At 36.1% G+C, this 23,620-nt stretch carries 23 protein-coding genes and 1 pseudogene; 11 read left to right on the forward strand and 13 right to left on the reverse strand.

The window, feature by feature from the left end:
• Positions 1-3 precede the first annotated feature (3 nt).
• Positions 4-603 carry a hypothetical protein gene (locus tag AC3WTL_RS23380; RefSeq protein WP_009336127.1) on the reverse strand — a complete coding sequence of 200 codons (600 nt, stop codon included), beginning with the start codon at positions 601-603 and terminating at the stop codon, positions 4-6.
• On the reverse strand, positions 600-1,025 hold the full coding sequence (locus AC3WTL_RS23385; protein WP_019380475.1) for a hypothetical protein: 426 nt from the start codon (positions 1,023-1,025) through the stop codon (positions 600-602). The genes AC3WTL_RS23380 and AC3WTL_RS23385 overlap by 4 nt, the downstream gene beginning before the upstream one ends.
• A 408-nt stretch (positions 1,026-1,433) precedes the next feature.
• Here AC3WTL_RS23385 and AC3WTL_RS23390 point away from each other — a divergent pair, with 408 nt between their 5' ends.
• From AC3WTL_RS23390 to AC3WTL_RS23400, 3 genes are all read left to right on the forward strand, one after another.
• Positions 1,434-1,712 (forward strand): HU family DNA-binding protein, encoded by a 279-nt coding sequence (locus AC3WTL_RS23390; protein WP_009336125.1) that lies wholly within the window; start codon positions 1,434-1,436, stop codon positions 1,710-1,712.
• 132 nt (positions 1,713-1,844) lie between these two features.
• Positions 1,845-3,203, forward strand: a complete 1,359-nt coding sequence (locus AC3WTL_RS23395; RefSeq protein ID WP_009336124.1) for an IS1182 family transposase — start codon at positions 1,845-1,847, stop codon at positions 3,201-3,203.
• A gap of 633 nt (positions 3,204-3,836) precedes the next feature.
• On the forward strand, positions 3,837-4,286 hold the full coding sequence (locus tag AC3WTL_RS23400; RefSeq protein ID WP_009336123.1) for a hypothetical protein: 450 nt from the start codon (positions 3,837-3,839) through the stop codon (positions 4,284-4,286).
• Positions 4,287-4,480: 194 nt separating this feature from the next.
• Here AC3WTL_RS23400 and AC3WTL_RS23405 read toward each other — a convergent pair whose 3' ends face one another.
• The 6 genes from AC3WTL_RS23405 to AC3WTL_RS23430 all read right to left on the reverse strand — a co-directional run bounded on the left by AC3WTL_RS23405 (position 4,481) and on the right by AC3WTL_RS23430 (position 10,704).
• Positions 4,481-5,002 (reverse strand): DUF3854 domain-containing protein, encoded by a 522-nt coding sequence (locus tag AC3WTL_RS23405; RefSeq protein WP_009336122.1) that lies wholly within the window; start codon positions 5,000-5,002, stop codon positions 4,481-4,483.
• 162 nt (positions 5,003-5,164) lie between these two features.
• On the reverse strand, positions 5,165-7,042 hold the full coding sequence (gene ltrA, locus AC3WTL_RS23410) for a group II intron reverse transcriptase/maturase (RefSeq protein WP_492370121.1): 1,878 nt from the start codon (positions 7,040-7,042) through the stop codon (positions 5,165-5,167).
• A 638-nt stretch (positions 7,043-7,680) separates the two neighbouring features.
• Positions 7,681-8,406 carry a hypothetical protein gene (locus AC3WTL_RS23415; protein ID WP_034297890.1) on the reverse strand — a complete coding sequence of 242 codons (726 nt, stop codon included), beginning with the start codon at positions 8,404-8,406 and terminating at the stop codon, positions 7,681-7,683.
• 114 nt (positions 8,407-8,520) lie between these two features.
• Positions 8,521-8,823 carry a DUF4258 domain-containing protein gene (locus tag AC3WTL_RS23420; protein ID WP_009336119.1) on the reverse strand — a complete coding sequence of 101 codons (303 nt, stop codon included), beginning with the start codon at positions 8,821-8,823 and terminating at the stop codon, positions 8,521-8,523.
• A gap of 182 nt (positions 8,824-9,005) precedes the next feature.
• Positions 9,006-10,487, reverse strand: a complete 1,482-nt coding sequence (locus tag AC3WTL_RS23425; protein ID WP_009336118.1) for a hypothetical protein — start codon at positions 10,485-10,487, stop codon at positions 9,006-9,008.
• The gene (locus AC3WTL_RS23430; protein WP_009336117.1) at positions 10,459-10,704 is read right to left on the reverse strand and encodes a helix-turn-helix domain-containing protein; all 246 of its coding nucleotides are present in this window, start codon (positions 10,702-10,704) and stop codon (positions 10,459-10,461) included. The genes AC3WTL_RS23425 and AC3WTL_RS23430 overlap by 29 nt, the downstream gene beginning before the upstream one ends.
• A gap of 451 nt (positions 10,705-11,155) precedes the next feature.
• On the opposite strand from AC3WTL_RS23430, the gene AC3WTL_RS23435 reads away from it, so the two are divergent.
• The 7 genes from AC3WTL_RS23435 to AC3WTL_RS23465 all read left to right on the forward strand — a co-directional run bounded on the left by AC3WTL_RS23435 (position 11,156) and on the right by AC3WTL_RS23465 (position 16,636).
• Positions 11,156-12,184 (forward strand): Rad52/Rad22 family DNA repair protein, encoded by a 1,029-nt coding sequence (locus AC3WTL_RS23435; protein ID WP_492370115.1) that lies wholly within the window; start codon positions 11,156-11,158, stop codon positions 12,182-12,184.
• A gap of 85 nt (positions 12,185-12,269) precedes the next feature.
• Positions 12,270-13,394, forward strand: a complete 1,125-nt coding sequence (gene dnaN / locus AC3WTL_RS23440; RefSeq protein WP_009336114.1) for a DNA polymerase III subunit beta — start codon at positions 12,270-12,272, stop codon at positions 13,392-13,394.
• A 44-nt stretch (positions 13,395-13,438) separates the two neighbouring features.
• The gene (locus AC3WTL_RS23445) at positions 13,439-13,783 is read left to right on the forward strand and encodes a hypothetical protein (RefSeq protein WP_009336113.1); all 345 of its coding nucleotides are present in this window, start codon (positions 13,439-13,441) and stop codon (positions 13,781-13,783) included.
• A 12-nt stretch (positions 13,784-13,795) separates the two neighbouring features.
• The gene (locus AC3WTL_RS23450; RefSeq protein WP_009336112.1) at positions 13,796-14,338 is read left to right on the forward strand and encodes a hypothetical protein; all 543 of its coding nucleotides are present in this window, start codon (positions 13,796-13,798) and stop codon (positions 14,336-14,338) included.
• Positions 14,313-15,020, forward strand: coding sequence for a hypothetical protein (locus AC3WTL_RS23455; RefSeq protein ID WP_009336111.1), 708 nt, complete (start codon positions 14,313-14,315; stop codon positions 15,018-15,020). The genes AC3WTL_RS23450 and AC3WTL_RS23455 overlap by 26 nt, the downstream gene beginning before the upstream one ends.
• Positions 15,021-15,045: 25 nt before the next feature.
• Positions 15,046-16,044 carry a hypothetical protein gene (locus AC3WTL_RS23460; protein ID WP_492370116.1) on the forward strand — a complete coding sequence of 333 codons (999 nt, stop codon included), beginning with the start codon at positions 15,046-15,048 and terminating at the stop codon, positions 16,042-16,044.
• Position 16,045: 1 nt separating this feature from the next.
• Positions 16,046-16,636 carry a ThiF family adenylyltransferase gene (locus AC3WTL_RS23465; protein ID WP_492370117.1) on the forward strand — a complete coding sequence of 197 codons (591 nt, stop codon included), beginning with the start codon at positions 16,046-16,048 and terminating at the stop codon, positions 16,634-16,636.
• 5 nt (positions 16,637-16,641) lie between these two features.
• Here the strand turns inward: AC3WTL_RS23465 and AC3WTL_RS23470 are convergent, their stop codons facing one another.
• A complete protein-coding gene (locus AC3WTL_RS23470; RefSeq protein ID WP_009335988.1) occupies positions 16,642-19,608 on the reverse strand; it encodes a Tn3 family transposase in 2,967 nt (988 codons plus the stop codon).
• A gap of 148 nt (positions 19,609-19,756) precedes the next feature.
• Here AC3WTL_RS23470 and AC3WTL_RS23475 point away from each other — a divergent pair, with 148 nt between their 5' ends.
• Positions 19,757-20,332 (forward strand): recombinase family protein, encoded by a 576-nt coding sequence (locus AC3WTL_RS23475; RefSeq protein ID WP_009335987.1) that lies wholly within the window; start codon positions 19,757-19,759, stop codon positions 20,330-20,332.
• Positions 20,333-20,474: 142 nt separating this feature from the next.
• Here AC3WTL_RS23475 and AC3WTL_RS23480 read toward each other — a convergent pair whose 3' ends face one another.
• The 4 genes and pseudogenes from AC3WTL_RS23480 to AC3WTL_RS23495 all read right to left on the reverse strand — a co-directional run.
• The gene (locus tag AC3WTL_RS23480) at positions 20,475-21,722 is read right to left on the reverse strand and encodes an MFS transporter (protein WP_009335986.1); all 1,248 of its coding nucleotides are present in this window, start codon (positions 21,720-21,722) and stop codon (positions 20,475-20,477) included.
• Positions 21,723-21,834: 112 nt separating this feature from the next.
• Complete coding sequence (locus AC3WTL_RS23485; protein WP_492370118.1) at positions 21,835-22,338, reverse strand: LLM class oxidoreductase; 504 nt, start codon at positions 22,336-22,338, stop codon at positions 21,835-21,837.
• A complete protein-coding gene (locus tag AC3WTL_RS23490; RefSeq protein ID WP_492370119.1) occupies positions 22,317-22,835 on the reverse strand; it encodes an MsnO8 family LLM class oxidoreductase in 519 nt (172 codons plus the stop codon). The genes AC3WTL_RS23485 and AC3WTL_RS23490 overlap by 22 nt, the downstream gene beginning before the upstream one ends.
• A 114-nt stretch (positions 22,836-22,949) precedes the next feature.
• Positions 22,950-23,384, reverse strand: a pseudogene (locus AC3WTL_RS23495) (hypothetical protein); the annotation flags it as partial.
• Positions 23,385-23,620 lie beyond the last annotated feature (236 nt).

Genomic DNA, 23,620 nt, shown 5'->3' on the forward strand with positions numbered 1-23,620 from the left:
GGATTATAAGTTTCTATAACGAGCAACAATATTTTCTATTACGTTGGTTAAATTTCCAGTTCTATATTTCTGTATAAAGTCGCTATAAAGAATTCTTAGCACCTGGTTAACTGTAAATGATTTGTTTTCCCCTAATTCTGCTATATCACTTAAAATTACTTCCAGTCGTAAGGCTTCTTTTCTTCTGATGGTACATTCAAATATACGCTCTTTTCCTTTAGATGTATTACGGTTATATGTTTTATTCCCACCTTCATAGCTATTCACCTTTAACGAGTGTTCACTCCTTATATCTAATTCATGATAAAGATCATATGGATTGTTTCGTTGTTTTGCTTGATACAAAAAATCGTCAAGGAGTAAACTTATTAGATCTCTTTGCGTGAATTTACACTCCATGGCTTCAGATACATCATTGCAAAATAGTTCTCCCCTTAAGTATTCAGATGCAGGCACAGAAAAAGAGTATTGAAGTTCTTGAGATTTATATAAGCTTCTACCCAGATTAAAAATTAACTTATCAATCAATCCACTTGGTTGATAAGATAAATCGTCAAGTTCTTCTTCATATATTTCATATTGACCATATCTGGTTTTATTCATAACAATAACCTTCTTTCAATGGTTAGCATGAAACTTATAATCCTGTAGGCAGCCTCTTTTAGACTACAATCCCATTTAACTTTATAATCAAAAAGCTGATCATGGTAATGAACTTCAAGTTTTGCAGGATAAGGTTTCCCTTTTGGATTGTAATAACAGGGAGGAAAATGATGCTCTTCCTTGAGCGCCTTCTTGATTAACAAAGTGCAATAAGGAGTCGGTTCCAGGCCACGCATTTTAGCAAGCCTTTTAATTAATACCCTCTCTTCGTCATTGAATGGTATCTTCACATCTTTCTTTTTATCGCATCTTTCTTTTCTGCCCTCAGCCTTCGTTACAGGCTTTTTCCGAACATTGGGTGTATGAGTTACGGATAGCTTGTTTTTATTTTTGTTATCAAAAATTGGATTGATTGCTTTCAATATACTCCCCCCTCTTCTAAAAGAGCTCCTCTCTCCTCTTTTATCCCAGTGTCAAAATGTTAAATAGTTATATTGTTAATCTATTCATCTAGTGGAGAGTATAGTACGTTTAGAATTTATTAATTTGGACAAACTAAAACTTAACGAACGAAATAAGAGGGCAGGTGGGGAATATATGGCTTCTAAAAAGGATAAAAAAACATTGCTGAAGGAATTAGGGAAGGCAGCAAAAAAATCTAAAGCTGTGACGAAAGTAAAAGTGAAGTGATTTTAGCAGATTTTAAACTCAAGCTGGTAAAGTAGTAAAATATGAAGAGATTATTTTTCTTGAATATAAACAAGCTTATATGCTATTACTTATAGTGCGACATAAATTGATGATTCCAAATTTTTCTAGAGGTGACCAAAATGAATAAAACAGAACTTGTAAATGCAGTTGCTGAACGTAGTGAGCTTTCCAAAAAGGATGCTTCAAAAGCTGTTGATGCAGTATTTGAAGCAGTTACTAATGTATTAAAAGAAGGGAAAAAAGCCCAATTTTTAGGTTTTGGTAACTTTGAGGTTCGTGAAAGAGCCGCTCGTAAAGGGCGTAATCCGCAAACTGGTGAAGAAATTGAAATTGCTGCGAGTAAAGTACCAGCATTTTCTCCAGGTAAAGCACTGAAAGATGCAGTGAAAAACAGTTAAATAACTGGTTCTAAATGTAGTAAAGCCCTTCTTAAGGGCTTTCAGACTGTCGACAAACTCGATGAAAATCGTGCTTGTCTGCAGTCTTTTTTATTTTAAAATAGAGGTAATACAATGCTTGAGGTGATTTAAATGCTTTCAAAACATAATCCAATTCAACGGGATCAAATTGAAATGGTTGCTTTAGACGAACTTGTACCGGCGGACCATTTGGTCCGCAAAATTGAAGCGGCGATTAATTTCTCATTCATCTATGACTTGGTAAAAGATAAGTATTCAGAAAAAGGCCGCCCAAGTATCGACCCTGTAATATTAATTAAACTCACATTTATTCAATATACCTTCGGTATTCGCTCCATGCGTCAAACAATTGAAGAATTGAAAACGAATATGGCTTATCGGTGGTTTCTAGGTTATGGATTCCACGATAAAGTTCCTCACTTCTCAACTTTCGGTAAAAACTATGAACGCCGATTTAAAGACACCGATCTCTTTGAACAGATATTTTACCGAATCTTAAAAACTGCAGCTGAAAAAAATTTAATTAGTGCTGAACACGTTTTTGTAGATTCTACGCATGTAAAAGCCAGTGCAAATAAGCGAAAATTTGCAAAGAAGGTTGTTCGAAAAGAAACACGTGCCTATCAAGAACGCCTTCAAGAGGAGATTAACCAAGACCGTGAGGATCATGGAAAAAAGCCGTTTCCTCCAGATAAGTTTGATAAGGAAGAATACAAAGAAATTAAAGAGAGTACAACGGATCCAGAGAGTGGCTACTATGTAAAAGATGAGCGTACAAAACAGTTCGCCTATTCTTTTCATGCGGCCGCAGACCGCAACGGCTTCGTGCTAGGCACAATTGTAACCCCGGGTAATACGCATGATAGTCATATTTTAGAGCCATTGGTTGAACAAGTCATCGAGAAAGTTAGTAAACCAGAAGCTGTTGCGGCAGACGCAGCTTATAAAACACCTGCCATCACGAGCTATTTATTGAAAAACGATATCACACCTGCTTTACCTTACACCCGGCCTCGCACAAAAGAGGGTTATTTCAGAAAACATGAGTATGTTTATGATGAGCATTTTGACTGTTACATTTGCCCGGCTGGTGAGATATTAAAATATACAACGACTACAAAGGAAGGGTACCGTCAATATAAATCAGATCAGAGAATTTGTGCCGGGTGCTCTTTCTTGTCTCAATGCACACAGAGTCAAGCACATCAAAAACTAATTCAACGTCATGTGTGGGAGGAACATGTAGAAGAAGCAGATCATCTTCGCCACCATCAAGACGTCAAACCGATCTATGAGAAACGCAAAGAAACAATTGAACGTGTATTCGCAGATGCAAAAGAAAAGCATGGCATGCGTTGGACAACCCTAAGGGGACTTAAAAAATTGTCGATGCAGGCGATGCTTACTTTCGCTGCCATGAATTTGAAGAAGATGGCCACCTGGACTTGGAAAGGTCCAGAAATGGCCTAAATGATAACCTCGGAGAGGTCTGCAATTCTCTGTTATTGCATAATGTCCCACAAAAAAGCAAAAAAAGGGTTCTGAATGAGACTATTCCGAACCCTTTTTGTCTTATTCGATTAAGCATGGCCCTATGCTCTGGCATGAAATGAGCTGGCTGCCATTTAATTTTTCCTCTGTCACGGATCATCTATTCTCATCTCCTTATAACAACAATTATACAAACATTTGTTCTTAAATCAACTTGAAAACGAACATTGGTTCCCTTATTATTATGTGAAAAGGAGCTGATAATACATGAACTGCTAAAATTTCTCAAGGGAAAATAAAATACCCATTGAACTATTAGGCTTACCCACATATTGAAAAGAATCTTACGACAGAGGACAGAATTCAATTTACCCTATTTCCATAAGAGACGGATACCTTTGAAAGAAATTTATTCTGAACAATATGAATTCCCTAGCCTAATTTTTAAAGATGAGCTTGAAAATGGGTAAACAATTGGAAGTCATACATTGAAGAAAATAAAGAGAAGTACGTTTCAAAGAAAAAGGAGAGAACCTCATAATAAATTTTACAGTTTGGTAGGTCTTTTCCTCTTCAATATGGAAATAATAGTGAAAGAAGAGGAGGGAGTCCATGACGACTAAAATTGAAGATATTCTTGTTAGCGTCAATTACGATGAGTATCGCCCCGGCATGAAAATCTATTTTTTGGAAAATTATCAAGGGTACAAAGAGGGTGACACCGCAATCATTAAATCCATGAGCGGTTTTGATGGCAGCACTTATACTCACCCAAGGAGCGGCGGTTGTTTCTTTATTACTGATAATAATAAAAAAGTGGAATGGGGAAACAGAATTCGAATATGCTGTTTAATTGAACAGGATCCAACGACCGTATTTTTACAAAGCATGTACTCTAAATACGAACAGAAAGCTGAAAGGATGAAAGAAGAAGCAAAAGCTGAAGATCCGGATTGGTTCAATAAAGATCGTTTTGATGAATATATCGCTGAGAAGTATGATACTCTAGACGAGATTTTGCTTGCTTATAAATACAAACGACTAGGATTTAATTATAAATGAGGGGGCGTCCAGATGGGTGCTCTTTTTTGTTTATATAGAAAATAGATAACAACATTCAAGACAGCCACAGAAAGATATAATCAGATTACTAAATTGACGAAGCAGGTTCTTGCTTGTTTATTTGGTGAAGTAAATAAGAAAAGTCCCCTGAGAACTCACTCAACGGACTTTCATATCTTTAAAATTATATTAATTTAGAATAATTTTTTTATGTGGGGTAAGCGATTTTTGATAAATAAGTCATCAATTCCCTTAGCTTCATCCTCATTCCATAAAACGAGGTTTGCTCTATAGCCTTCTTCTTTTAGACCTTTAGCACATTCCATTAAGTGTTTCTTTACATATACATTGGAAACGGCATCTGCATCAAAGCAAATATTTACTTGTTCCACACCCATTTCCTTTAATACAGGAAGGGCTAGGCGCCATGCTCCTGCTCCCGGAAGTGCTAAGAAGATATCACCTATATCATCAATTTCTAATGGATCATATAGTTTCCCAATACAATCTGATGCTATGTCGCATTTTAAAGGACCTTCAGATAACCATACAGTTCTTGCTTTTAGACTAACCCCTTCTTTCCATTCCTTTAACTTAGAAGTAGGTACTGCAACATGAATGGGGGCTGGATTACCTGAACCTGTTCCTTCTGGTTTCTTTGCTGAACTAAATGTGTGGCATCTCAATCCGTAAGGATTGAGGTAGCCACTACCCATTTCGGGTGCGATAGGTAAGATTTTGAAGTAGTCTCCATCTTTTCCCCCGCCTCACACGGTACGTGCGACTTTCACCGCATACCGCGTTCCATCGAAATACTTCTAATATGGACTAATGCATCAAAGCTAATCACTCTCAAAATCCATTAAAGGCTTTATTTGTTAGGCGACTATAGGTTGTAGTTTCAGCAGTTTTCTCAAAACATTGATTTTATCTATTTGTTTTAAGGAAAGGTTCTCTAAGATTATATATCGTTTTATCGTTTCCTCCTTTGTTGCGTGAATCAAAGTGTGAACGAAGTTGGTTACAATAATTAGGTTGCTATATTTATCAGTTCCACCTGAGTTTCTAGGTTTCTTGTGATGGGTATGCATCCTACCGATAGTTAGAGGTTGACTGCTAATTGCACATTTACCATTTTGCGCTACGAACAGTGATATACGGTTATCGTTAAATTCAATTGACTCATTTATTACAGGGTTTTTAAGAAGATAGACAAGCATTTCACTATCCACTACTTTCAGGCTGTTATGGATAGCTGCTCTTCCCTCTTTAGTAAAGTTATTGATATCTTTTCTAAAGTTTTTAGGTATTTCTAATTTAATACCTGCAATTGGAAAGATAGGCTTACCATCAATGAATATCTTCTTGAATTTATACTGCCCGTATAACTTATTGTACGTTTTGCTTTCAGTCCCAACATTAGAGCTTTGGCTTTTTAATCTATTGTGTATGACCTTAGAGAGAGCAAAATTCATTCTTACAAAGGTGATGTTTACTCTTGTTGCTACTTTGTAGTAGTTGTGATACCCCTTTATTTTCGAATTCATTCTGTCTACTTCTAATTTTTTATGCTCTTTTGAGTATTGAATTGTTTTGATGGACTCCTTAAGGTTTATCTTCATTTTCCGAACTGCCTTATCCGATACGTCACTGATAGATGCGTATCCATGCCTTGTATTTGCTCTAGGAGTTACCTTGAGTTTAAATCCAAGAAATTCAGTATAGTTCTTACGAAGATTAGTAATTTTAGATTTCTTATTACTTACCTCAAGTCCTAACCTTTCTTTCAACCACATTTTGGTTGCAGAAAACATTCGCTTTGCAACATTAATGTCTCTACAGAAGATTTTAAAATCATCAGCGTACCTTACAATGAAAACTTCTTTTAACCTTGTTTTCTTTAATTCTCTATCCTGTTTGCCCTTATTTGAGTAGGTTTTCTTAGATTGAAATGTTTCCCATTGGGAGCTGATCCACCAATCTAATTCATTCAGCACAATGTTGGATAGGAGCGGAGAAATGATTCCACCTTGCGGGGTTCCTTTATTCATTCTCCCTTCGCCAATAATATTGGCTATTAACATTTTGCTTATTACTGAAATAAGGTTTTTGTCCCTAATCCCTATGTTCCATATCTGTCTAAGCAGTTTTCCATGATTGATGTTATCAAAGAAACCCTTAATGTCGATATCAACTACGTAGTGCAGACCATTTGTATTCATAAGGTGTTGTGTTCTGGCGATTGCATGGTGAGCTGAGCGATTAGGTCTAAATCCATAACTGTGTTTGTGGAATTTAGCTTCGCATATTGGTTCGAGAATTTGCAGGATACATTGCTGGATGATTCTGTCTTCAATTGTAGGGATACCCAAAGGTCTGCGTTCTTCACTGAAGTCTTTAGGTATATAAACCCTCTTTATGGAGTGCGGTTGGAAGTTTTGAAGTCTTCTTCTAACATAAGATACCAGTTCAATAATGTTTTTATCAGCTATACTGATGATGTTAGTTTTATTGACTCCTTTAGTAAGGCTTCCACCATTACGTTTTATGTTTCTATATGCAAGCCTGACATTTTCCCTTGACGTTATCAAAGACATTAAATCGCTTGTTTCACGATTGTTTAGGCTGTCTTGGTAAAGTTGGTCAAGCGTAGCTTGCATATCATAATACTCATTGTGCCTGAGCCTCTTCTTTTTGAGATTGAGTGCCAATTGGTCAGCGTCCCCCCTTAGTGGAGTTTTGCTTCTCTTAGTCATACTCGAACCCAATAAATTTGATATATTGTCCTCTTTAGTCATTAGTATTCCGGCTTGGGGCTATCCCTCTACTATGTTTCCATAGCTTCAACGGTACTGTGCCCCTACTCTCACAACGATAAATGCACTTCGGTTAGTAAGATAACCTTATAGCAACCTTCCCGCTTACAGACGTTTAATAGAAGTTCATTGCTTTCGACGTTCCGAAACATTTAGCTATCATATCGTTCCTTAGATGGTGACTTTGAGCCTGTAAATCATATATCCTCATTGTTGGATATCCCGAATTTCATATCTGGCAATCTTACTTTTCGGTAATTTACCTTCCACTAGGAAGCTACACAGTTTCCTGTGCATCTATTTTTAGACCCGTACATTCGCCACTTTGTCAGTGCATCTTTAGCACATTCTCATCATAAAACGCTTTTTCAGCCCCCCGGCCTATCACTAACCATATCCACTCTTGGACTTAGGTTAGTTTCAGCCGACTTCACCTAGCTTCAGACCCCATCAACTCTGTAAAGTTGAGGCGCATGTAGGAGTATTAGGGTGTAGTTTCAAGCCAACATGACGGCTATCATTCCTATCATCAATGTTCCAGTTAGAATTAAATAACTTAATTCCTCTCATTTCATGCTTTAAGCACTTGTTGAGAAACGTCTCGCACGCCAGAAATAACGGTTTCCTTTTACTACTCGAACCCATCCTTTAACTTCATTTTCATGTACAATGGTTGTCCATGTTTTTTTAGATTTAATCTCTTCCTCTAAGATGATTTCACCATCAAAAGAGACCTGCACAAGATCTGGTTGCTCTATAATCCGGGCTTTAAGACCAGGGCGATTAACTTTTACTTCAACCACATTTTGAGGATTATCTATTCGGTACTGGAAACCGACAATTTCATTATAGTGATTTCGAAAAGGTATCAAAATGCCCTTGCTGCCGGCAATAGTCCAGTACTTTTCTTCTTGTAGATAAAAACCAGGGATTCCTTTAAAATGTTTAATTTCCAAACCTTCTTTCAACAATCTCGCTACCTCCCAAGGCTTATCTGGAAAGCTGCGGTATTGCCTTAGCATAACTTGCTTATCAGCTAGCTGTCTTGAAGGAGAAGTTAAGTGTTTGTAATGTACATCATCAAGTTCTAAGCATTCTATTAATGCACTATAAACAGTATTAAGGACTTTATCTTTTTGCTTGGGGTGTCCTACATGAATTTCTTCGATTTCCTCTTTGTTAATCTTTCGCTTATTATCCCCTTTAAGTAGGTGAAGGTAGCTAGGTAAAGCCGAATTTTTTGAAAAATAAGTGTCACTTTCAGTTCGGATACAAGCTACCGCTGAACCATCAACGTGAGCCATACAACCACCTGTCTTACCACAAATTACACATGGGGTTCGATAGTATTCATACCAATCTTTGACTCTAGTTTGCCTCATTAATTTCATAATTCGTAACAACCTTTCTTATAGTTCTTAAGCTCTACACACACAATCCTTATATCGGAAATGATCAATTGGCGGCATGACTGTTACAAGCTTAAAAATAAAATGCGAATGTTTAGCGATGACCACAACAATCGGGTTATCATCCATATCTCTCCCGGCTATTACAACCTTAGATGCCCCTTGTCTTTCAATGATTTCTCCATTAAATAAAGCTGAAACAATGTCTCCTTTAGAGTACCCTCGCTTTTTAAGTCTTTTCTTAGTGTGTGTCCCTATTAAAATTTTTCCTTTTCCAGTCATTAAGACTTTTTTAATTTCCTTTAAATTCATTTTTTTCCACCTCCATTGAATAAAAAAAGCGGCCAATGGAAAGAAGAGAGAGCATCAAAAAGAAAGCTCTTGCTTCGATCCAAAGACCGCTAAATTGATAAATTACCGCTTATCTCATAAAAGATAGCCAAGAAATAATAAAAGAAAATAGATTACTATCAGTTTAGCACCTACATGAAGAATCAATCAACAGCATCTAATAACTTTCTTTTTATTTTCATCCAGAAGGTTGGTCGGTATATTTTATCAAATTCTTTCCCCACAAACCCTCTAGCTATTTTAATAAATGGCGGTATGAGCTTTTGAGCTGCAATTATGTCAGCAATCAATGGTTTTCTCTCATGGTTATTTGCCATTACCCTGTCAAACATGGAAGGTAAAGCTGTGATGAGCTCCAAGTCTAATAATTCTGCTACGTCCTTTGGCCGGCTATGAGTACCAGTGCGGCTATGAATCAATTTAACTGGCTTTTTATACTCCTTAATGAGTGTATTGTGTATGAAATTTTTCCATTCTTTAGTTCGGTCAAACTGGTCATCAGCAATTACCCAAATTTCGTCGAGGTATGGAAGTGTATTTAAAGTGGAATCATCCATCTTTCCGGTAGGCAAATCCACTAATACATAAGCATTTTCTTTAACTGAAATAAAAAAATCTAAAATTAGATCCTGGTTTCGATCAATATCAAAATCATTTAAGCCTACCGGGAACCATTTGACGCCTTTATAAATCCATAAAGAGTTATTATTGCCATTGTCATTGGAGTAAAGGTTTTCCGTTAGTGAAATCCAATTGTCTGGCTTTGAACCAAACCGGTGTAACATCTTAAACAAGTGAGGATTCTCTTTTGGGATCTCCACAACTGATATAGGAACACCATGTTGCTGAAGGAATATGGCATAATCCACAATGAAGGTTGTGGCCCCTGCTGTTAAAGGTGCCCAAATGCCTACAGTCTTTTCTGTACTGAGATTTACGCCATTTAATTTTCTACCGAAATCATGAGCCTTTGTAGGTGAAGAAATGTATATTTTCTTCCTCTTTTTTTGTGAAGCTGATGAGTTGTCATGTTCTTGATTAGGTGCTGCCTTTTTAGATTCCGGACTTGGCGTTTTACTTAGGGATTTACTATTGATCTTTTCTGAGTTTTTTTCTAGATCGTTTTCTTTTGGAGGAATTTTAGAGTTTGTATTATCCTTTTCCTTCGAGAATTCTGGAGGTGATTTGTCTATGGATTTTTCCTGATTATCACTCTTCTTAACGTCATTTTCAGCTGTTTCATTAGCAATTTCTTTCTTTATCGGCTTATCATTGAATGGTTCCATTACTGTTCTATCTATTCCTAAGTGGCCAATAGGTGAATCATAGATGGCCATTCTTGTATCATTTGTACTTCTGCATAGAACTATGTTTTTATTTGTAACGTTTATACTTTTATCATAGTCGATTACAATGAGTTGACCCTCTAATTTAATGGTTTCTAAAATATGTTGATCCAGAAAGTCACTTAGAGTGATACATGCTAAAAATGGGTTGCTTATTGCCTCTAAAACTTCCTCCTTGGAAGATAGCTTATGTACATCTACAAAGGGAAGCAATCCTTTAATTGTACTTCTGATTTCTCCATCTTCTTTATCAGAAACTGCTAAATATATCTTTTTCATGAATCTCTTTCTCCCGCTTCAGATAATCGTTAATCCGAACTCTAAGTTGGGGAGAGAATGGTACCTCGCCCCTTTCAATCTGTCCAAGATAACTTGTACTAATTCCCATCCCCTTTGCAAACTGATATTGGGATAAGGCCATTCGTTTTCGGAGAATTAACAATCGTTCTACGTCATCTTCTATTTCAATTTCATTAAATGTATCAACTGTTAGCATTTATTTAACTGTTCTCCCCTCTTTATAGATTCAAATAAAAAAGACCGCTAAACACACCTTTAACAAAAGGCTGTTTGAGCGGTCATCGCTTTAAGTAAATTAAATTATAGAAATATTATAGCACATCGGGAAGCATTTTAAAGGGTAAAAACACCACAATAGCACAATCCTGGAAGTTTATTATTGTTAATTAAATGATAAAATTGTATAATTTTTTCAGGAACTTTTTTTATTTTTTTATTTTTTGGCAGCCATAATTTGGTTAGCGGATACTCTATTAAACTTACAACCTTTGGGTTGATGGAATTCAAGTAAGCATTATGTGCTTATTTGTAACTATCAAACTCAGAGGTTTTTTTGCATTAATGGAGCAAAAAATAAGTGGTGGAAAAGTTCTAAGAAACTTTAAGGGGCTGTTGTTGTGAAGAAAGATTGTAGCATGGAGGAAGTTATGCAAAAGCTGCAAGCGCCTTTTCCCTCAAAGGATATCGAATGGCGTGTCAGTCGAAGTGGTCAAAGCAATGGTAAAAAATATGCCTTTGTCTTAGCTTATGTCACAAATCGAGCAATTCAAAATCGATTAGATGAAGTATTCGGACCGGCTGGATGGCAAAATGATTTTTCTGATTTTATGCAAGGAGTCCTTTGTACAATCTCATGTTATGTAGATGGCGAATGGATAAAAAAATCAGATGGAGCAGAGCAAACTCAGTTTGAATCATTGAAAGGTGGCCTTTCAAGTGCAATGAAAAGAGCTGCAGTTCAGTGGGGTATTGGAAGATATTTGTATAGATTGGAAGAGAATTACGTACAAGTTTTTGATAATAAACGTGATGGATCCAACTATATAAACGACAAGAAAACTAATGTTAAGGGTTATTGGATGCCACCAAAGCTTCCAGATTGGGCTTTGCCTGCTGATGAGAAAGGAAATTGTAGAAATGCTTCACAAGATCCTCAAAATAAGCCTGAAAAGCAATACCAAAGAGAAAATAGCCAAGCTCAGCAGAGCAATCAAAATGACTCTGTACTGAAAAAAACTGGGAAACAACCTCCGAAAGGAACTAAACAAATGAATCAAAAGGGCGAATTTGACCGCTCTCGTTGTTTAAAGGTAATTGGTGAGTATTTAGAAACTACGGGCCTGAAGGAACAACCGCAATTTATCATTCCGCTGTTCAAAAAGGTGACCCAAAATTCTACTTGCAAGTCACTACAAAATATTCTTGATAAAGCAACAGAAGAGGAACTTAGAGCATTTTATGGTGTTTTGAGGCCGGTTAATGACCTGGTTCTTATCACAAATAATTATAAAGTTGCTTTAAGTGATTCTTTAAGATATGTACAAATTCTTCTTCCTAATGTGAAGATTGAGAGTTTGTTTAGTTGCTTTATACATCTAACGAAGGATCATGTTAAAGAAATCGCTACATTTATTAAAGAGGACCTTCAAAATGGAAATTTAACTAAAATCGCTTAATTGAGGAGTGGCACTAAAGAAGATTTTTCTATCTTTCTTTTGGTGCTTTTTTATTTATACAAAAACAACTCATGGAGGAATAACAATGCATATTAAAATTAACCATTCTGTGTTGTCTGATGCTTTAAAAAAGGTAGAGAAGGTAGTAAACGCCAAACACAATATCCCTATATTACAAGGAATTTACATGGAAGCTACTAATGAAGAACTTATCTTTATAGGTTCTGACAGTAATGAATCATTCCGCTTTCACGTACCTGTTGAGGGTGAAAACGTTGAGGTATATGAGCCAGGGAAAACGGTATTGCCTAAACAAGTGACCGAAACCGTAAAAAGATTCAAGAAGGACATTACCTTAAAGCTTGATGGTTTTACTCTCCTTCTGCAATCAGGCCGGTCTAAGTTTAATTTGAATACGTTTGACCCTGAAGAGTTTCCAAAGTTACCCGACTTTGCTATTGAAGAATCTACCCTGTTCTTAAAGGGCACTGATCTTAGCAATCTAATCAAGAAAACGGGATTTGCTGCGGCTGATTCTGAAATACGCCCTATATTAACCGGTGTATGCCTAGACCTTTCTGGAGATTGTATGCAAATGGTTTGTACCGATTCTCACCGGTTGGGTAAAGTCCAGGTGAGAAACACTTCAGATAGGGATTTAAAGTTTGTTATTCCTGCGAAATCGCTTGATAAGCTGAATAAAACATTTGATTTACAGGAGGATGTCCATATCTATTGTGAATCAGAAAACCAGCTCATCTTTAGAAGTGGTTCCTTGGTGTTCTATTGTCGTTTGTTAGAAGGCACCTACCCTGATACTTCCCGTCTCATTCCGCAAGATTTTAAAGCGGAAATGAAGATTAATCGGAAAGTGTTCCTGGATGAAATTGAAATAATCCGCGGGATTGCTAATAATGCAGACAATGGACAAGGAGGAGTAATTAAACTTCATGTAAACGGAGCAGCAACTATTTCTTCTTATACCGCTCAAACAGGCAAAGGTGAATCGGTTGTAGATTATGAGTCTTTAGAAGGCGAAGATAATTTCACGATTAGCTTTTCGGGAAAATACATTGTTGATGCTTTAAAAGCCATCGATGACGAATTCATAAGTTTCAAGTTCAACGGAGAAATGAGACCTTTCTTGTTAACTCCATGTGAATCTGAGTATGAAGAGCTTCAGCTGGTCTTACCAGTTAGAACACAGTAAGGAGCGGAGAGTTATCTCCCTCCTTTTCTAATGGGGGAATTAATTTGAAGATTGACTTTCATAAAGTAGAAAAACTTTTGGAGCCTTATAAGCAAATTAAAAAGCAAACCTCTGAAAAGAAAGAGGAAGGAGTAGCCAAAGTCATTCAATATGTATGGAATCATACTCCTACCAAAAAGGTGGATTTTGATTCTTTTAATCTAAACGGAGGTCTTAGAGCTTTTTATGAGTTTTATTTCCTCCCCCACTACGATGATGAAATGACACAGGCAGATTTAGTCGCTATTAAAGACAATCTATGGGAGATTAACGCTGCCTGGGATGACTTGATCTATTCATTAACCAAATGTAATAACAAGGTTTATGAGAATGAAGATGATTTCATTTAAGGAGGAATTGGCATGAGAATGTTATTAGATGCAGAAGAAAAATACGCTTACGATGAATCAATAAGCAATTTTCTTACATTAAAGATTTGGCACGATTTAGGGGTTAATGTGAAAGAATTTCCGGATTACATTGTGTATCCAGGTGGTTATGATGGTTCATCTTTCGAGATTCTAGAAGCTGGATTAAAAGCACTTTATCCAACATTCAGACAGCTAGATTATGAAGATGAACACAAACTAGAAACCATTGCTAAAGAATCTAATATTTCTTCTACTCCTGAGCGGCTATATTTATTAAACAATGATAAGGTTCAAAAGCTACTAGATACGGGTGAGATAGATAAGCTAAAAAAGCCATTATCCAAACTTTACGGAGATCTTACTGAATTTGATATGAGTTTCCATAAGGAATATGGATTGGTCTTGGCAATTTATTTTACAAGTGTATTTTTTGAAGCAGCTGAGGCAGTGGCTAGAATTACTAAATTAGTAGAGGATTTATATATACAAATTGAGGGTGTGACAGATAATGGATTATGTTATCAAGCTATCTGACAAAATTGATGACTATGAAGGTTATGTAGAGGTTCTGCGATTATCTGACCGTTTTGATGGAAAGACAGAAAGCTTGGACAAGATGGTGAAAATAGAAAACCGTATCATCCAGGATTTATATAAAATTACTCTATCAGATTTAATCCGGATCTTATCGGAATCTAGTGCAGGTGGAGAAAACATTTCAACTCCTATTTTACCGCAAAATTGCATAAAGCATGTATGGGTGAATCGAGCTGCTAAACAGCATGAAGTATACATTGAGATACCGAAAAGGCGGTGGGATATTACCTATCATTCTCAGGCTTTTGAGAAGGTGGGATTCCCAAGGATGATTTTTAAATACTCAGTGTCTGACACTAAAGTAATCCTATCTAACATTGTAGCAGTGCAAGAGCAAGGGATACTAACTGATGAAACCCCTTTATTTCTGTTTCCTTTTTCAAATGTGAACATAGATACAAAGGTATGTATGGGTGGAAATGAACTCCCTCCTATTAAAACTCTATCTCAGTTAAGTACTTTTCATAATATCTTTTTTGCGGCACCGTTCGGGGATGACTATGGGTCAAAGACGTCTAATGGAAAAACAATACGAGAGCTTTTTACCGTACTTAAGGACAACGATTTTAACGATGAATGGCTTGTTCCTTTAAAAGAGTCTATACTTGGAAATTTTTAAAAAAACTAATTGGAGGAAATAAACAATGACAAAGGTAGAACAAACTGATATTTTTAGCATGTTTGATATTGAGGATGAGGCAGTAATTAAGCTTGAAGCTGCAAAAGCAGCCGCCGTAAAAAAGCGAGAAGAACAAATCGAAAAAAAATTAAGGAAATCAAATGAGGAAAAGAAAGAGGCCAAAGCTTCTACACCAGCTGCTCCAAAAAAGGATCCATTTAAAGTCCTGGTTGATACCATTGTTCGCTATGCGGGTATGGACTTGCCAGTTACCAACTATTTCTCAATAGAAGAGCTAGAAAATGGACTTCCGACTAAAAAGAAGAAAAAAGATGATGATGGAGAAGAATCAGCATTTGAGCCGATTTCTGAAAATGCTCTCAGAAAGAAATTAGAAGATGACTTTCCTGAGCTTGTGGCCAACTTTACTCAACTTGTATACATTGAGAAGAAAAACATTATTGTACCCGTACTTTCTGCAAAGAAGAAAGGTATGGTGGATTGTAAGGAGACCTCTGCATGTGCAGAGGTTTCTTCCTGTTCAAAGAAAAAGAAAATTCCCTTTCACATATTGGCTGATTTTATCGTAGTAGCCAAAGATTTTTCTAGTAAGTTTGGAACGGAGGTTCATGCCGACATCTACCTTGACAGAGACAAAGGAACATTTATCTTAGATTTTCCCAAGCAAGTGGTTAATTCTGTGCTTTGCTCAATCGATGATGATAATGCGTGGCTTTATGTTGAGAAATACGGTGATAGAAACTTAATGAAAATTATGGAGATCCACTCTCATCATGTAATGCCGGCTATCCCCTCTCCAGTGGATGATGCTAACGAAAGGTCCCCTATCCTTTATGCCATAGTTGGCCGCCTGGATAAATTTTTTCCGGACTTAATCGTCAGAACATTTAACAAGGAGACTCAAAAACACTTTAATATTAATCCCTTTAATGTTTTTGAAAACCCGGTATTTGATGACTATGCGACTTATCTTAGTGATATCTCAAATGTGGAGGTTGAGTAATATGCCGAAAATATCTGTGGATTTTACAAAAGGCAAACGACTTTTCACTCATATTGTGCTAGTTGGAGCGGGAGGTAATGGAGGTTATGTCATTCAGCAAGTAGCTCAAATGCTCAATATTTTTGATATGTGGGGCAAAATGGTGATTGCTGATTATGACCATTATGAAGAAAAGAACCTAGCTAACCAGCTTTGTTTACGCCAAGATTTAGGAAGGAACAAAGCGGAAGTATTAGCTAAACGTTATCGCTCAGCTTACCAGGTAAACATTGAAACATATAGCGCTAGTTATATTGAGAATGGTGAAACCTTAGACAATTTATTTAATACAGACTATGAAGGTTGTCATGGCTGGAGTACATCATATGTACCAATCTTAATCTCTTGTGTTGATAACAATTTCTCTAGAAGGGTATTCCATGAATACTTTGAAAAAGTAGATAACCTATTATATATCGATATTGGGAATGAGGAAGTCCAGGTTCCCAATGACTTCCGTATCCGGTCAAAAGATGCCTGGACAGGGGTACCGTCAGGAAAATGCGGATTTACAACGCTAAGCACATTTTCGAGGCGTTTCCCCCATTTTTAACAACGTTAAGAAAATTTCAGTGGTCTTAAAGAATCTAATGAGACCATTTTCTCCGAATTAAAATGGTATTCTCCCAATAAATTTATATGTTCCCAGCCTAAAGGTGACATATGGTGCAATAAATCTTCATTAAAACTACCTGTCCGTTTTTGGTATTCAACTGCTTTTGTTAGATGTAAAGTATTCCAGATACTGATGGCATTGATAATGATGTTTAAGGCACTGGCCCTTTGTAGTTGATGCTGTATCGTCCGTTCCCGCAGTTCCCCTTGTTTTCCAAAGAAAATAGCCCTTGCCAGACCATTCATAGCTTCTCCTTTATTCAATCCTCTTTGTATTTTTCTTCTTAAAGATTCATCCGAAATATAATTAAGAATAAAGATCGTTTTTTCTATTCGGCCCATCTCACGTAAAGCTGTAGCTAGGCTGTTTTGTCTTGAATAAGACCCTAATTTCCCCATAATAAGGGATGCTGAAACTGTTCCTTCCCTTATAGAATGGGCTAATCGCAAAACATCCTCATAATTTTCTTTAATGATTTTTGTATTTATTTGTCCACGTAAAATGGCTTCTAACTTTGGATATTCACTTGCTTTATCTATTGTAAATAATTTCGAGTCTGATAAATCTCTTATTCTTGGAGCAAATTTAAATCCTAATAAATGGGTCAGTCCGAATATTTGGTCCGTGTAGCCGGCCGTGTCTGTATAATGCTCCTCTATGTTTAGATCCGTTTCATGGTGCAACAAACCATCCAAAACATGAATTGCATCCCTTGAATTTGTATGAATAATCTTTGTGTAGTAAGAAGAGAATTGATCACTAGTAAAACGGTAGATGGTGGCTCCTTTTCCAGTCCCGTAATGTGGGTTTGCATCTGCATGAAGTGATGAAACACCTAGCTGCATTCTCATACCATCTGACGAGGATGTTGTACCGTCGCCCCAATAGGAGGACAATTGTAATTTGTGATGAAAATTTACTAATACAGCTTGGGCTTTATTCATGGCATCTTCATGCATGCGCCATTGAGATACATTGGCTAATTGTTTATACGTAAGGCCGGGTGTTGCTTCAGCCATTTTGCTTAAACCAATATTCATTCCCATTCCTAAAAGGGCAGCCATAATAATAGTCGTTTCTTCTTTATCCGGTTTTCGATTGTTAGAAGCATGGGTGAATTGCTCATGGAATCCTGTAATATGAGCAACATCCATAAGTAGATCAGTTAATTTTGTTCTTGGTAGCATCTGATACAGGCTTGCACTAAATTTCTTTGCTTCTTCTGGAAAATCTTTTTCTAAGCGTGCAATCGACAACTTTCCTTTTTCAAGAGAAACTCCATCTAACTTGTTGGAATTAGAAGCTAACCACTTTAACCTTTCATTAAGACTGCTGGTTCTCTCCGTCATATAATCTTCGAATGATAAACTAACTGATAATCTCGTATTCTCCTTCGTTTGGCTCCATGTATCTTCTGAAAACAAATATTCCTCAAAATCTCTATACTGTCTGCTGCCAACAATGGAAACATCTCCTGCCCGAACATGCTCCCGAAGTTCTGTTAAAACAGCCATTTCATAGTAATGACGATTGATTGTTGTACCATCATCCTCGTATAAATGCTTTTTCCAACGTTTTGAAATAAAATCCACAGGCGAGTCATCAGGCACTTTTCGCTTTCCCGATTCGTTCATTCCTCGGATAATCTCAACAGCTTGTAAAAGTGGCTCATTTGCCTTTGTTGAATGAAATTCCAATACCCTTAATAGCGTTGGCGTATATTTTCTAAGTGAATAAAATCGTTTTTGCAGTAAGTCTAAATAATCATAGTCGGCTGGACGTGCAAGTTCTTGTGCTTCTTCCACCGAGGAGACAAAAGAAGTCCATTCAATAACGGATTCTAAAACCTCAAATACGTCTAATTTTTCCTTCTTTGCTTTAATTAAGGCTTGTCCGATATTCGTAAAGTGTATAACCTTCTCATTTAGCTTTTTACCGTTTTGTTTCTGAATTTCTTCTTGAGCCTTACGGCCTTTTGATAACAGACTGAGTATTTGTCTATCATGAATTTCAAAAGCTTTATCCGTTAATTCCTGAGTAAGATGTAATAAATAGACGGTTAATATCGAATATCGTTTATGTTCCTGAAAGTCACGGAATGCATAAGGCTCATATCTTGAACCTAAGCGAGATAATTGTAAAAGGCGATTGCGGTGCAAATGACTAATTTGTACCGTTTCTAATTCCATTCTCCGTAGGTATTCGAGTCGTTCTATTATTTTTAGAAATGTTTCGGGTGAAGGATGACCCGGTGGTTCCTTTAACCAACCCAAAATCGTTTTATTGGATTCGGATGGATGCTGTGATGTAATGATCTCTTCAAGTTTTACTTTTTGCTCATTTGTTAGGGACTGACTAACCGTATTAAATAGCTTCTTTTCAGCCATTGTTCTTGCCTCCCACACCATTCGCTCAAGTGTAGTGATAGCAGGCAGTATGATTTTGTTTTTTCTTAGAAAGTCGATACATTCATGTAGTAGATGAATGGCATCGCCATTTTCCAAAGCTAATTGATGAAGATGCTTAAATGTCATTCTGTATTCTTTTAGGGTAAAAGTTACAAAATCATATTCACTTCGAATTTCTTTCAAATGATCCCAAAGTGTATTTTCTCTTTGAGGATAAAGACTAAGTGAAAATGGACTGGCACCAATTTGTTTTGATATATAATGTATGAACGAATCGGAGATGCTTTTGATATGAGTGTATGGCCAACCGGGATATCGAAGAACGGCTAATTGAACGGCGAACCCTAAACGGTTTTCTTCCCTCCTTCGCTTATTTATAATTTCTAAATCTCGTTTGGAAAAAGTGTAGTAGGTTCCCAATATCCATTCATCTTCAGGAATTTGCATTAGAGCCAGTCTCTGATCTGGTGTAAGTAATTCTCTACCCCTTGCAACTTTCATACAGTATCATCTCATTTCTGCAATTATTCAGTTAAGTAGTTTAATTATATATCAATAGAGTGTACTCTATTGATACAAGTGAAGTAGACTGATAGAATCATAGTTAAGAGTGTCTCACAAGACTTGTCTCAAAAGTGAGGTGGTATTTTTGCGAAAGATCGGTTATATACGTGTCAGTTCGACTAGCCAAAATACTTCAAGGCAATTTCAGCAGCTGAACGAGATCGGAATGGATATTATTTATGAAGAGAAAGTTTCAGGAGCAACAAAGGATCGCGAGCAACTTCAAAGAATGTTAGGGAATTTACAGAAAGATGACATCATTTATGTTACAGACTTAACTCGAATCACTCGTAGTACACAAGATCTATTTGAATTAATCGATAACATACGAGGTAAAAAGGGAAGCTTAAAATCACTAAAAGATACATGGCTAGATTTATCAGAAGATAATCCATACAGCCAATTCTTAATTACGGTAATGGCTGGTGTTAACCAATTAGAGCGAGATCTTATTCGTATGCGACAACGTGAAGGGATTGAGTTGGCTAAGAAAGAAGGAAAATTTAAAGGTCGGTTAAAGAAGTATCATAAAAATCACGCAGGAATGAATTATGCAGTAAAGCTGTATAAGGAAGGGAATATGACTGTAAATCAAATTTGTGAAATCACAAATGTATCAAGAGCTTCATTATACAGAAAGCTATCAGATCCGGACAATTAGTTGATCTTTAGTCCAATAATGGGCAAGGTAATATTAGCTTGTAAGAGGAAGTGTGCATTTTGATAAAATAATAAAATATAAAAGCCTATGTCAAATTGAATATTAAAATCTTTGACATAGGCTCTTTATTTCAATTATCAAATCACTTATTTATTTCCCCACTTTTAATATGTTTTAGTGTTTTTTGATTTATTGAGACAAAAAAGGCTGAAGCGAAAAGTAGAAATGCAGCTAATAAAAATGTAAATCTCACACCAAATTGATCAGCAAATATCCCAAATAAAATAGTTGAAACACCAAATGTTCCAAAGACGATACTATCCTGTGCAGAGTATACCTTTGATAATAATTTTGAATTAACACTCGTTTGGACTATAGTTTGTTGAGCAACTCCCTTAATTTGACTACCAAAACCGAAAAAAAGGGAAATGACAAGTGCGAGCCAAGGAGTTGAAATTAATCCAAAAATAAGTGTAGTAATACTGGTAAGAAATGCTCCACTAATGATTACAAATCTCAAATTATTAGTTATTGTTTGTGACCACTTTAAACTAATAAAACCAGCGATCATTAAACCAGCAAAAAAGCTTGAATTGATATATCCCCACCAATTTTCACTAACCTGTAGAACTTCTTCAACATAGATATACAGAATAGCTGCAACCCATACCACATTTGCTATGGATTCCGTAAATTCTACAATCGTAATTGTTCTTAAAGAAGGTGTCTTCCATATTGTATTCCATCCTTCCAGCAAAACCTTCTTTGTCATTTTTTCTGATTCTTGTTCGTCTTTATTGAGTTCATCCTCAATTCTATCTAAATCCTTAATTAAAAACATAAAAATGGTTGAAATAACGAATAATATAGTTGTTATAATTAGTAGATTACCTGATCCTAATAGAGTGATTAAAATACCAGCTGCTGGCCATCCTCCTAAAGTGATTGTCTGATCGACTATAGAAAGAAAACTATTTACTTTAACCAATTTCTCCTCTGAATCGAAATACCTGGGAATCAATGAATCTCTAGCAGGGCTAGCCCACCCATCTAGAAATGAAATAAACATTACAAATACAAAGGTGAAAATTATATTATCTATTGAAAAAAGATAGATTGAATTTACTGTGAGCATTAATACAATGATTGTTTTACCAAACTGTGAAAATGCCAAAAGTGGCTTCGTTCTATATCTTTCTAAAAGAATAGGAGCAATAAAACCACTAATAAACCTTGAAACTGTATTAACAAAAGGAAATAGAGCCATATAAAATGCAGACCCAGTGATTTCGTACACTATTGAAATTATGCTTACTATATATAATATGTCTCCTAAATTTGCAATTGACTGGCCTATCCATAAAAAACGGAAAGATGTTTTTATTTGCAAAAAATATACTCCTTTACATATAATTTGAGTACTATTTATTAGGATTACATATTTTAATCACCTCTACTCTATTCTTCTCCTTTGAAAAAAATTAAATTCGGCTATGTAATAATTACACGGAAAACACTTCTTTTGCAATTAACTTATATGATTTTATCCTATCTTCAAAACAGAAAGTATTAGTTAAGATCATAATTTCATCTACTTTATATGTATTTTGTATATCTATTAGTTTTTTTTTCACTTCTGTTGGTGATCCTATTATCATTTTATTCTTAAAGTTTCTTATTAATTCCATCTCTTGTCGACTAAAAGTATAGCCGTTTGACTCTATAAAAGACGGAAGTCCTTTATCGCCAATGCCTGTTGATAATTGTACCTCCCATAATAAAGCACTTCTTGCAAGCTCCTGGGCGCGTTCATTTGTCTCTGCACAAATCACAAAAACAGCAAAAATTGTTTTCGGTTTAATGCCGCTTTCTTTACCTTTTAAATTATTATGATAATAATTCATGATTTCTGAGCTTTTGTTTGCACTTAAAAAGTGACCAAATGCATAAGGGACCCCGTATAATGCTGCAAGCCTCGCGCTTTCTAAAGAATTCCTAGAATCCATAATTGTGGAGGAACTGATGGGATTGGATAAGCATTTATAGTCGAATACGGGTGTTTATGTGGGAAACTATTATCAAGAAAGTCTTTAAGCTCTTTCACAGTATCGGGAAATTTTTTTGCTTGCTCCGAAAAATTATCCGAAAGAGCTAACTTCGCTTCTGGAGAGCCTCCAGGACCTCTTCCTACTCCTAAATCTATTCGGTTAGGAAATAGAGATGAAAGCAAATTAAATGTTTCAGCTATTTTATAAGGTTTATAGTAGGGGAGAAGTGTAGCTCCAGAACCAAGACGGATAGTTTCAGTATTAGCACCAATGTATCCGAGCATAACTTCAGGTGATGGGCAACAGAGCGCAGATATATTATGATGTTCAGCGATCCAAAATCTTGTATAACCAAATTCTTCTCCGGCCTTTGCCAATCTGGTGGAATCCTCTAAAACATCCTTTGCTGTTTTCCCTACAGCGAGAGTAGCCAAATCAAGAATGCTTAATTCCATTCAATAAACACCTTTCTTTCCATTGATCCTTTTAAATTTTTTTCTGTAATAGATTGACAGCACGGAATATATGCTTGCAGAAAAAAGTTCTCTGCAAGCATAGTTTTCAAGTAATCATTTACCGCTTAGAGATAGTGTAATACTATCGAAATCATAAGTATTGATAAAGTGATTCATTTCTTTAAGTATTTCTAGTCCACGTTCTCCTAAGAATTGAGTTTTATCATTCATTTCTACGATAGTACGTTTCAGATCTTCTTCGTACATTCTAGATTTCTTTTTATCGCTTAACAAATGGTACATATGCATTATTCCAATAGATACATTAGCAGCGTGGAAAGATTTGTCTAATGGCCGCTTCTTTTTTAAAATCGTCGACGTAGTAAGAGCTTCTTCATTCTCACAAGAAAGGGGATCTGGGAAAATACAATTGACCATGTCATCCAAGAATAAACTATTATGAATAAATTCATGGTAAAGTGCTTCAGCATAGTCGATCACGGTCCATCTCTTAGGGGGGTTAAGCCATATTAAGCCTAATAAACCAGAGACAGAACCCCCATGTAAACGCTAGAATAAAGTTGACAGTTTTTGCTCGATAAGATTTTACACTTTTGCTCAATCAACCTACTACTTTAGTAAAATAAATCGTGACGTTATTTTACTGGAGGTTAGGATTTTGGAGGAGAAGTTAGTGTTATATATAAGGATTCAGGAATTAAATAAGAGAAATTTTAAAGTAGCACAAATCGCTAAGGAGCTTAAGATCTCAAGACCGACTGTCT

The sequence above is a fragment of the Cytobacillus sp. EB106-05-05-XG126 genome (assembly GCF_058791715.1).

What these genes read in the sequence shown, in the direction of transcription:
- AC3WTL_RS23460 (WP_492370116.1), top strand. Translation starts at nt 15,046, where the DNA reads ATGACAAAGGTAGAACAAACTGATATTTTTAGCATGTTTGATATTGAG.
- AC3WTL_RS23435 (WP_492370115.1), top strand. Translation starts at nt 11,156, where the DNA reads ATGCAAAAGCTGCAAGCGCCTTTTCCCTCAAAGGATATCGAATGGCGT.
- AC3WTL_RS23430 (WP_009336117.1), bottom strand. Translation starts at nt 10,704, where the DNA reads ATGCTAACAGTTGATACATTTAATGAAATTGAAATAGAAGATGACGTA.
- AC3WTL_RS23485 (WP_492370118.1), bottom strand. Translation starts at nt 22,338, where the DNA reads ATGGATTCTAGGAATTCTTTAGAAAGCGCGAGGCTTGCAGCATTATAC.
- AC3WTL_RS23425 (WP_009336118.1), bottom strand. Translation starts at nt 10,487, where the DNA reads ATGAAAAAGATATATTTAGCAGTTTCTGATAAAGAAGATGGAGAAATC.
- AC3WTL_RS23465 (WP_492370117.1), top strand. Translation starts at nt 16,046, where the DNA reads ATGCCGAAAATATCTGTGGATTTTACAAAAGGCAAACGACTTTTCACT.
- AC3WTL_RS23405 (WP_009336122.1), bottom strand. Translation starts at nt 5,002, where the DNA reads ATGGGTAGTGGCTACCTCAATCCTTACGGATTGAGATGCCACACATTT.
- AC3WTL_RS23455 (WP_009336111.1), top strand. Translation starts at nt 14,313, where the DNA reads ATGGATTATGTTATCAAGCTATCTGACAAAATTGATGACTATGAAGGT.
- AC3WTL_RS23450 (WP_009336112.1), top strand. Translation starts at nt 13,796, where the DNA reads ATGAGAATGTTATTAGATGCAGAAGAAAAATACGCTTACGATGAATCA.
- AC3WTL_RS23390 (WP_009336125.1), top strand. Translation starts at nt 1,434, where the DNA reads ATGAATAAAACAGAACTTGTAAATGCAGTTGCTGAACGTAGTGAGCTT.
- AC3WTL_RS23470 (WP_009335988.1), bottom strand. Translation starts at nt 19,608, where the DNA reads ATGAAAGTTGCAAGGGGTAGAGAATTACTTACACCAGATCAGAGACTG.
- AC3WTL_RS23415 (WP_034297890.1), bottom strand. Translation starts at nt 8,406, where the DNA reads ATGGCTCACGTTGATGGTTCAGCGGTAGCTTGTATCCGAACTGAAAGT.
- dnaN (WP_009336114.1), top strand. Translation starts at nt 12,270, where the DNA reads ATGCATATTAAAATTAACCATTCTGTGTTGTCTGATGCTTTAAAAAAG.
- ltrA (WP_492370121.1), bottom strand. Translation starts at nt 7,042, where the DNA reads ATGACTAAGAGAAGCAAAACTCCACTAAGGGGGGACGCTGACCAATTG.
- AC3WTL_RS23380 (WP_009336127.1), bottom strand. Translation starts at nt 603, where the DNA reads ATGAATAAAACCAGATATGGTCAATATGAAATATATGAAGAAGAACTT.
- AC3WTL_RS23400 (WP_009336123.1), top strand. Translation starts at nt 3,837, where the DNA reads ATGACGACTAAAATTGAAGATATTCTTGTTAGCGTCAATTACGATGAG.
- AC3WTL_RS23395 (WP_009336124.1), top strand. Translation starts at nt 1,845, where the DNA reads ATGCTTTCAAAACATAATCCAATTCAACGGGATCAAATTGAAATGGTT.
- AC3WTL_RS23490 (WP_492370119.1), bottom strand. Translation starts at nt 22,835, where the DNA reads ATGGAATTAAGCATTCTTGATTTGGCTACTCTCGCTGTAGGGAAAACA.
- AC3WTL_RS23420 (WP_009336119.1), bottom strand. Translation starts at nt 8,823, where the DNA reads ATGAATTTAAAGGAAATTAAAAAAGTCTTAATGACTGGAAAAGGAAAA.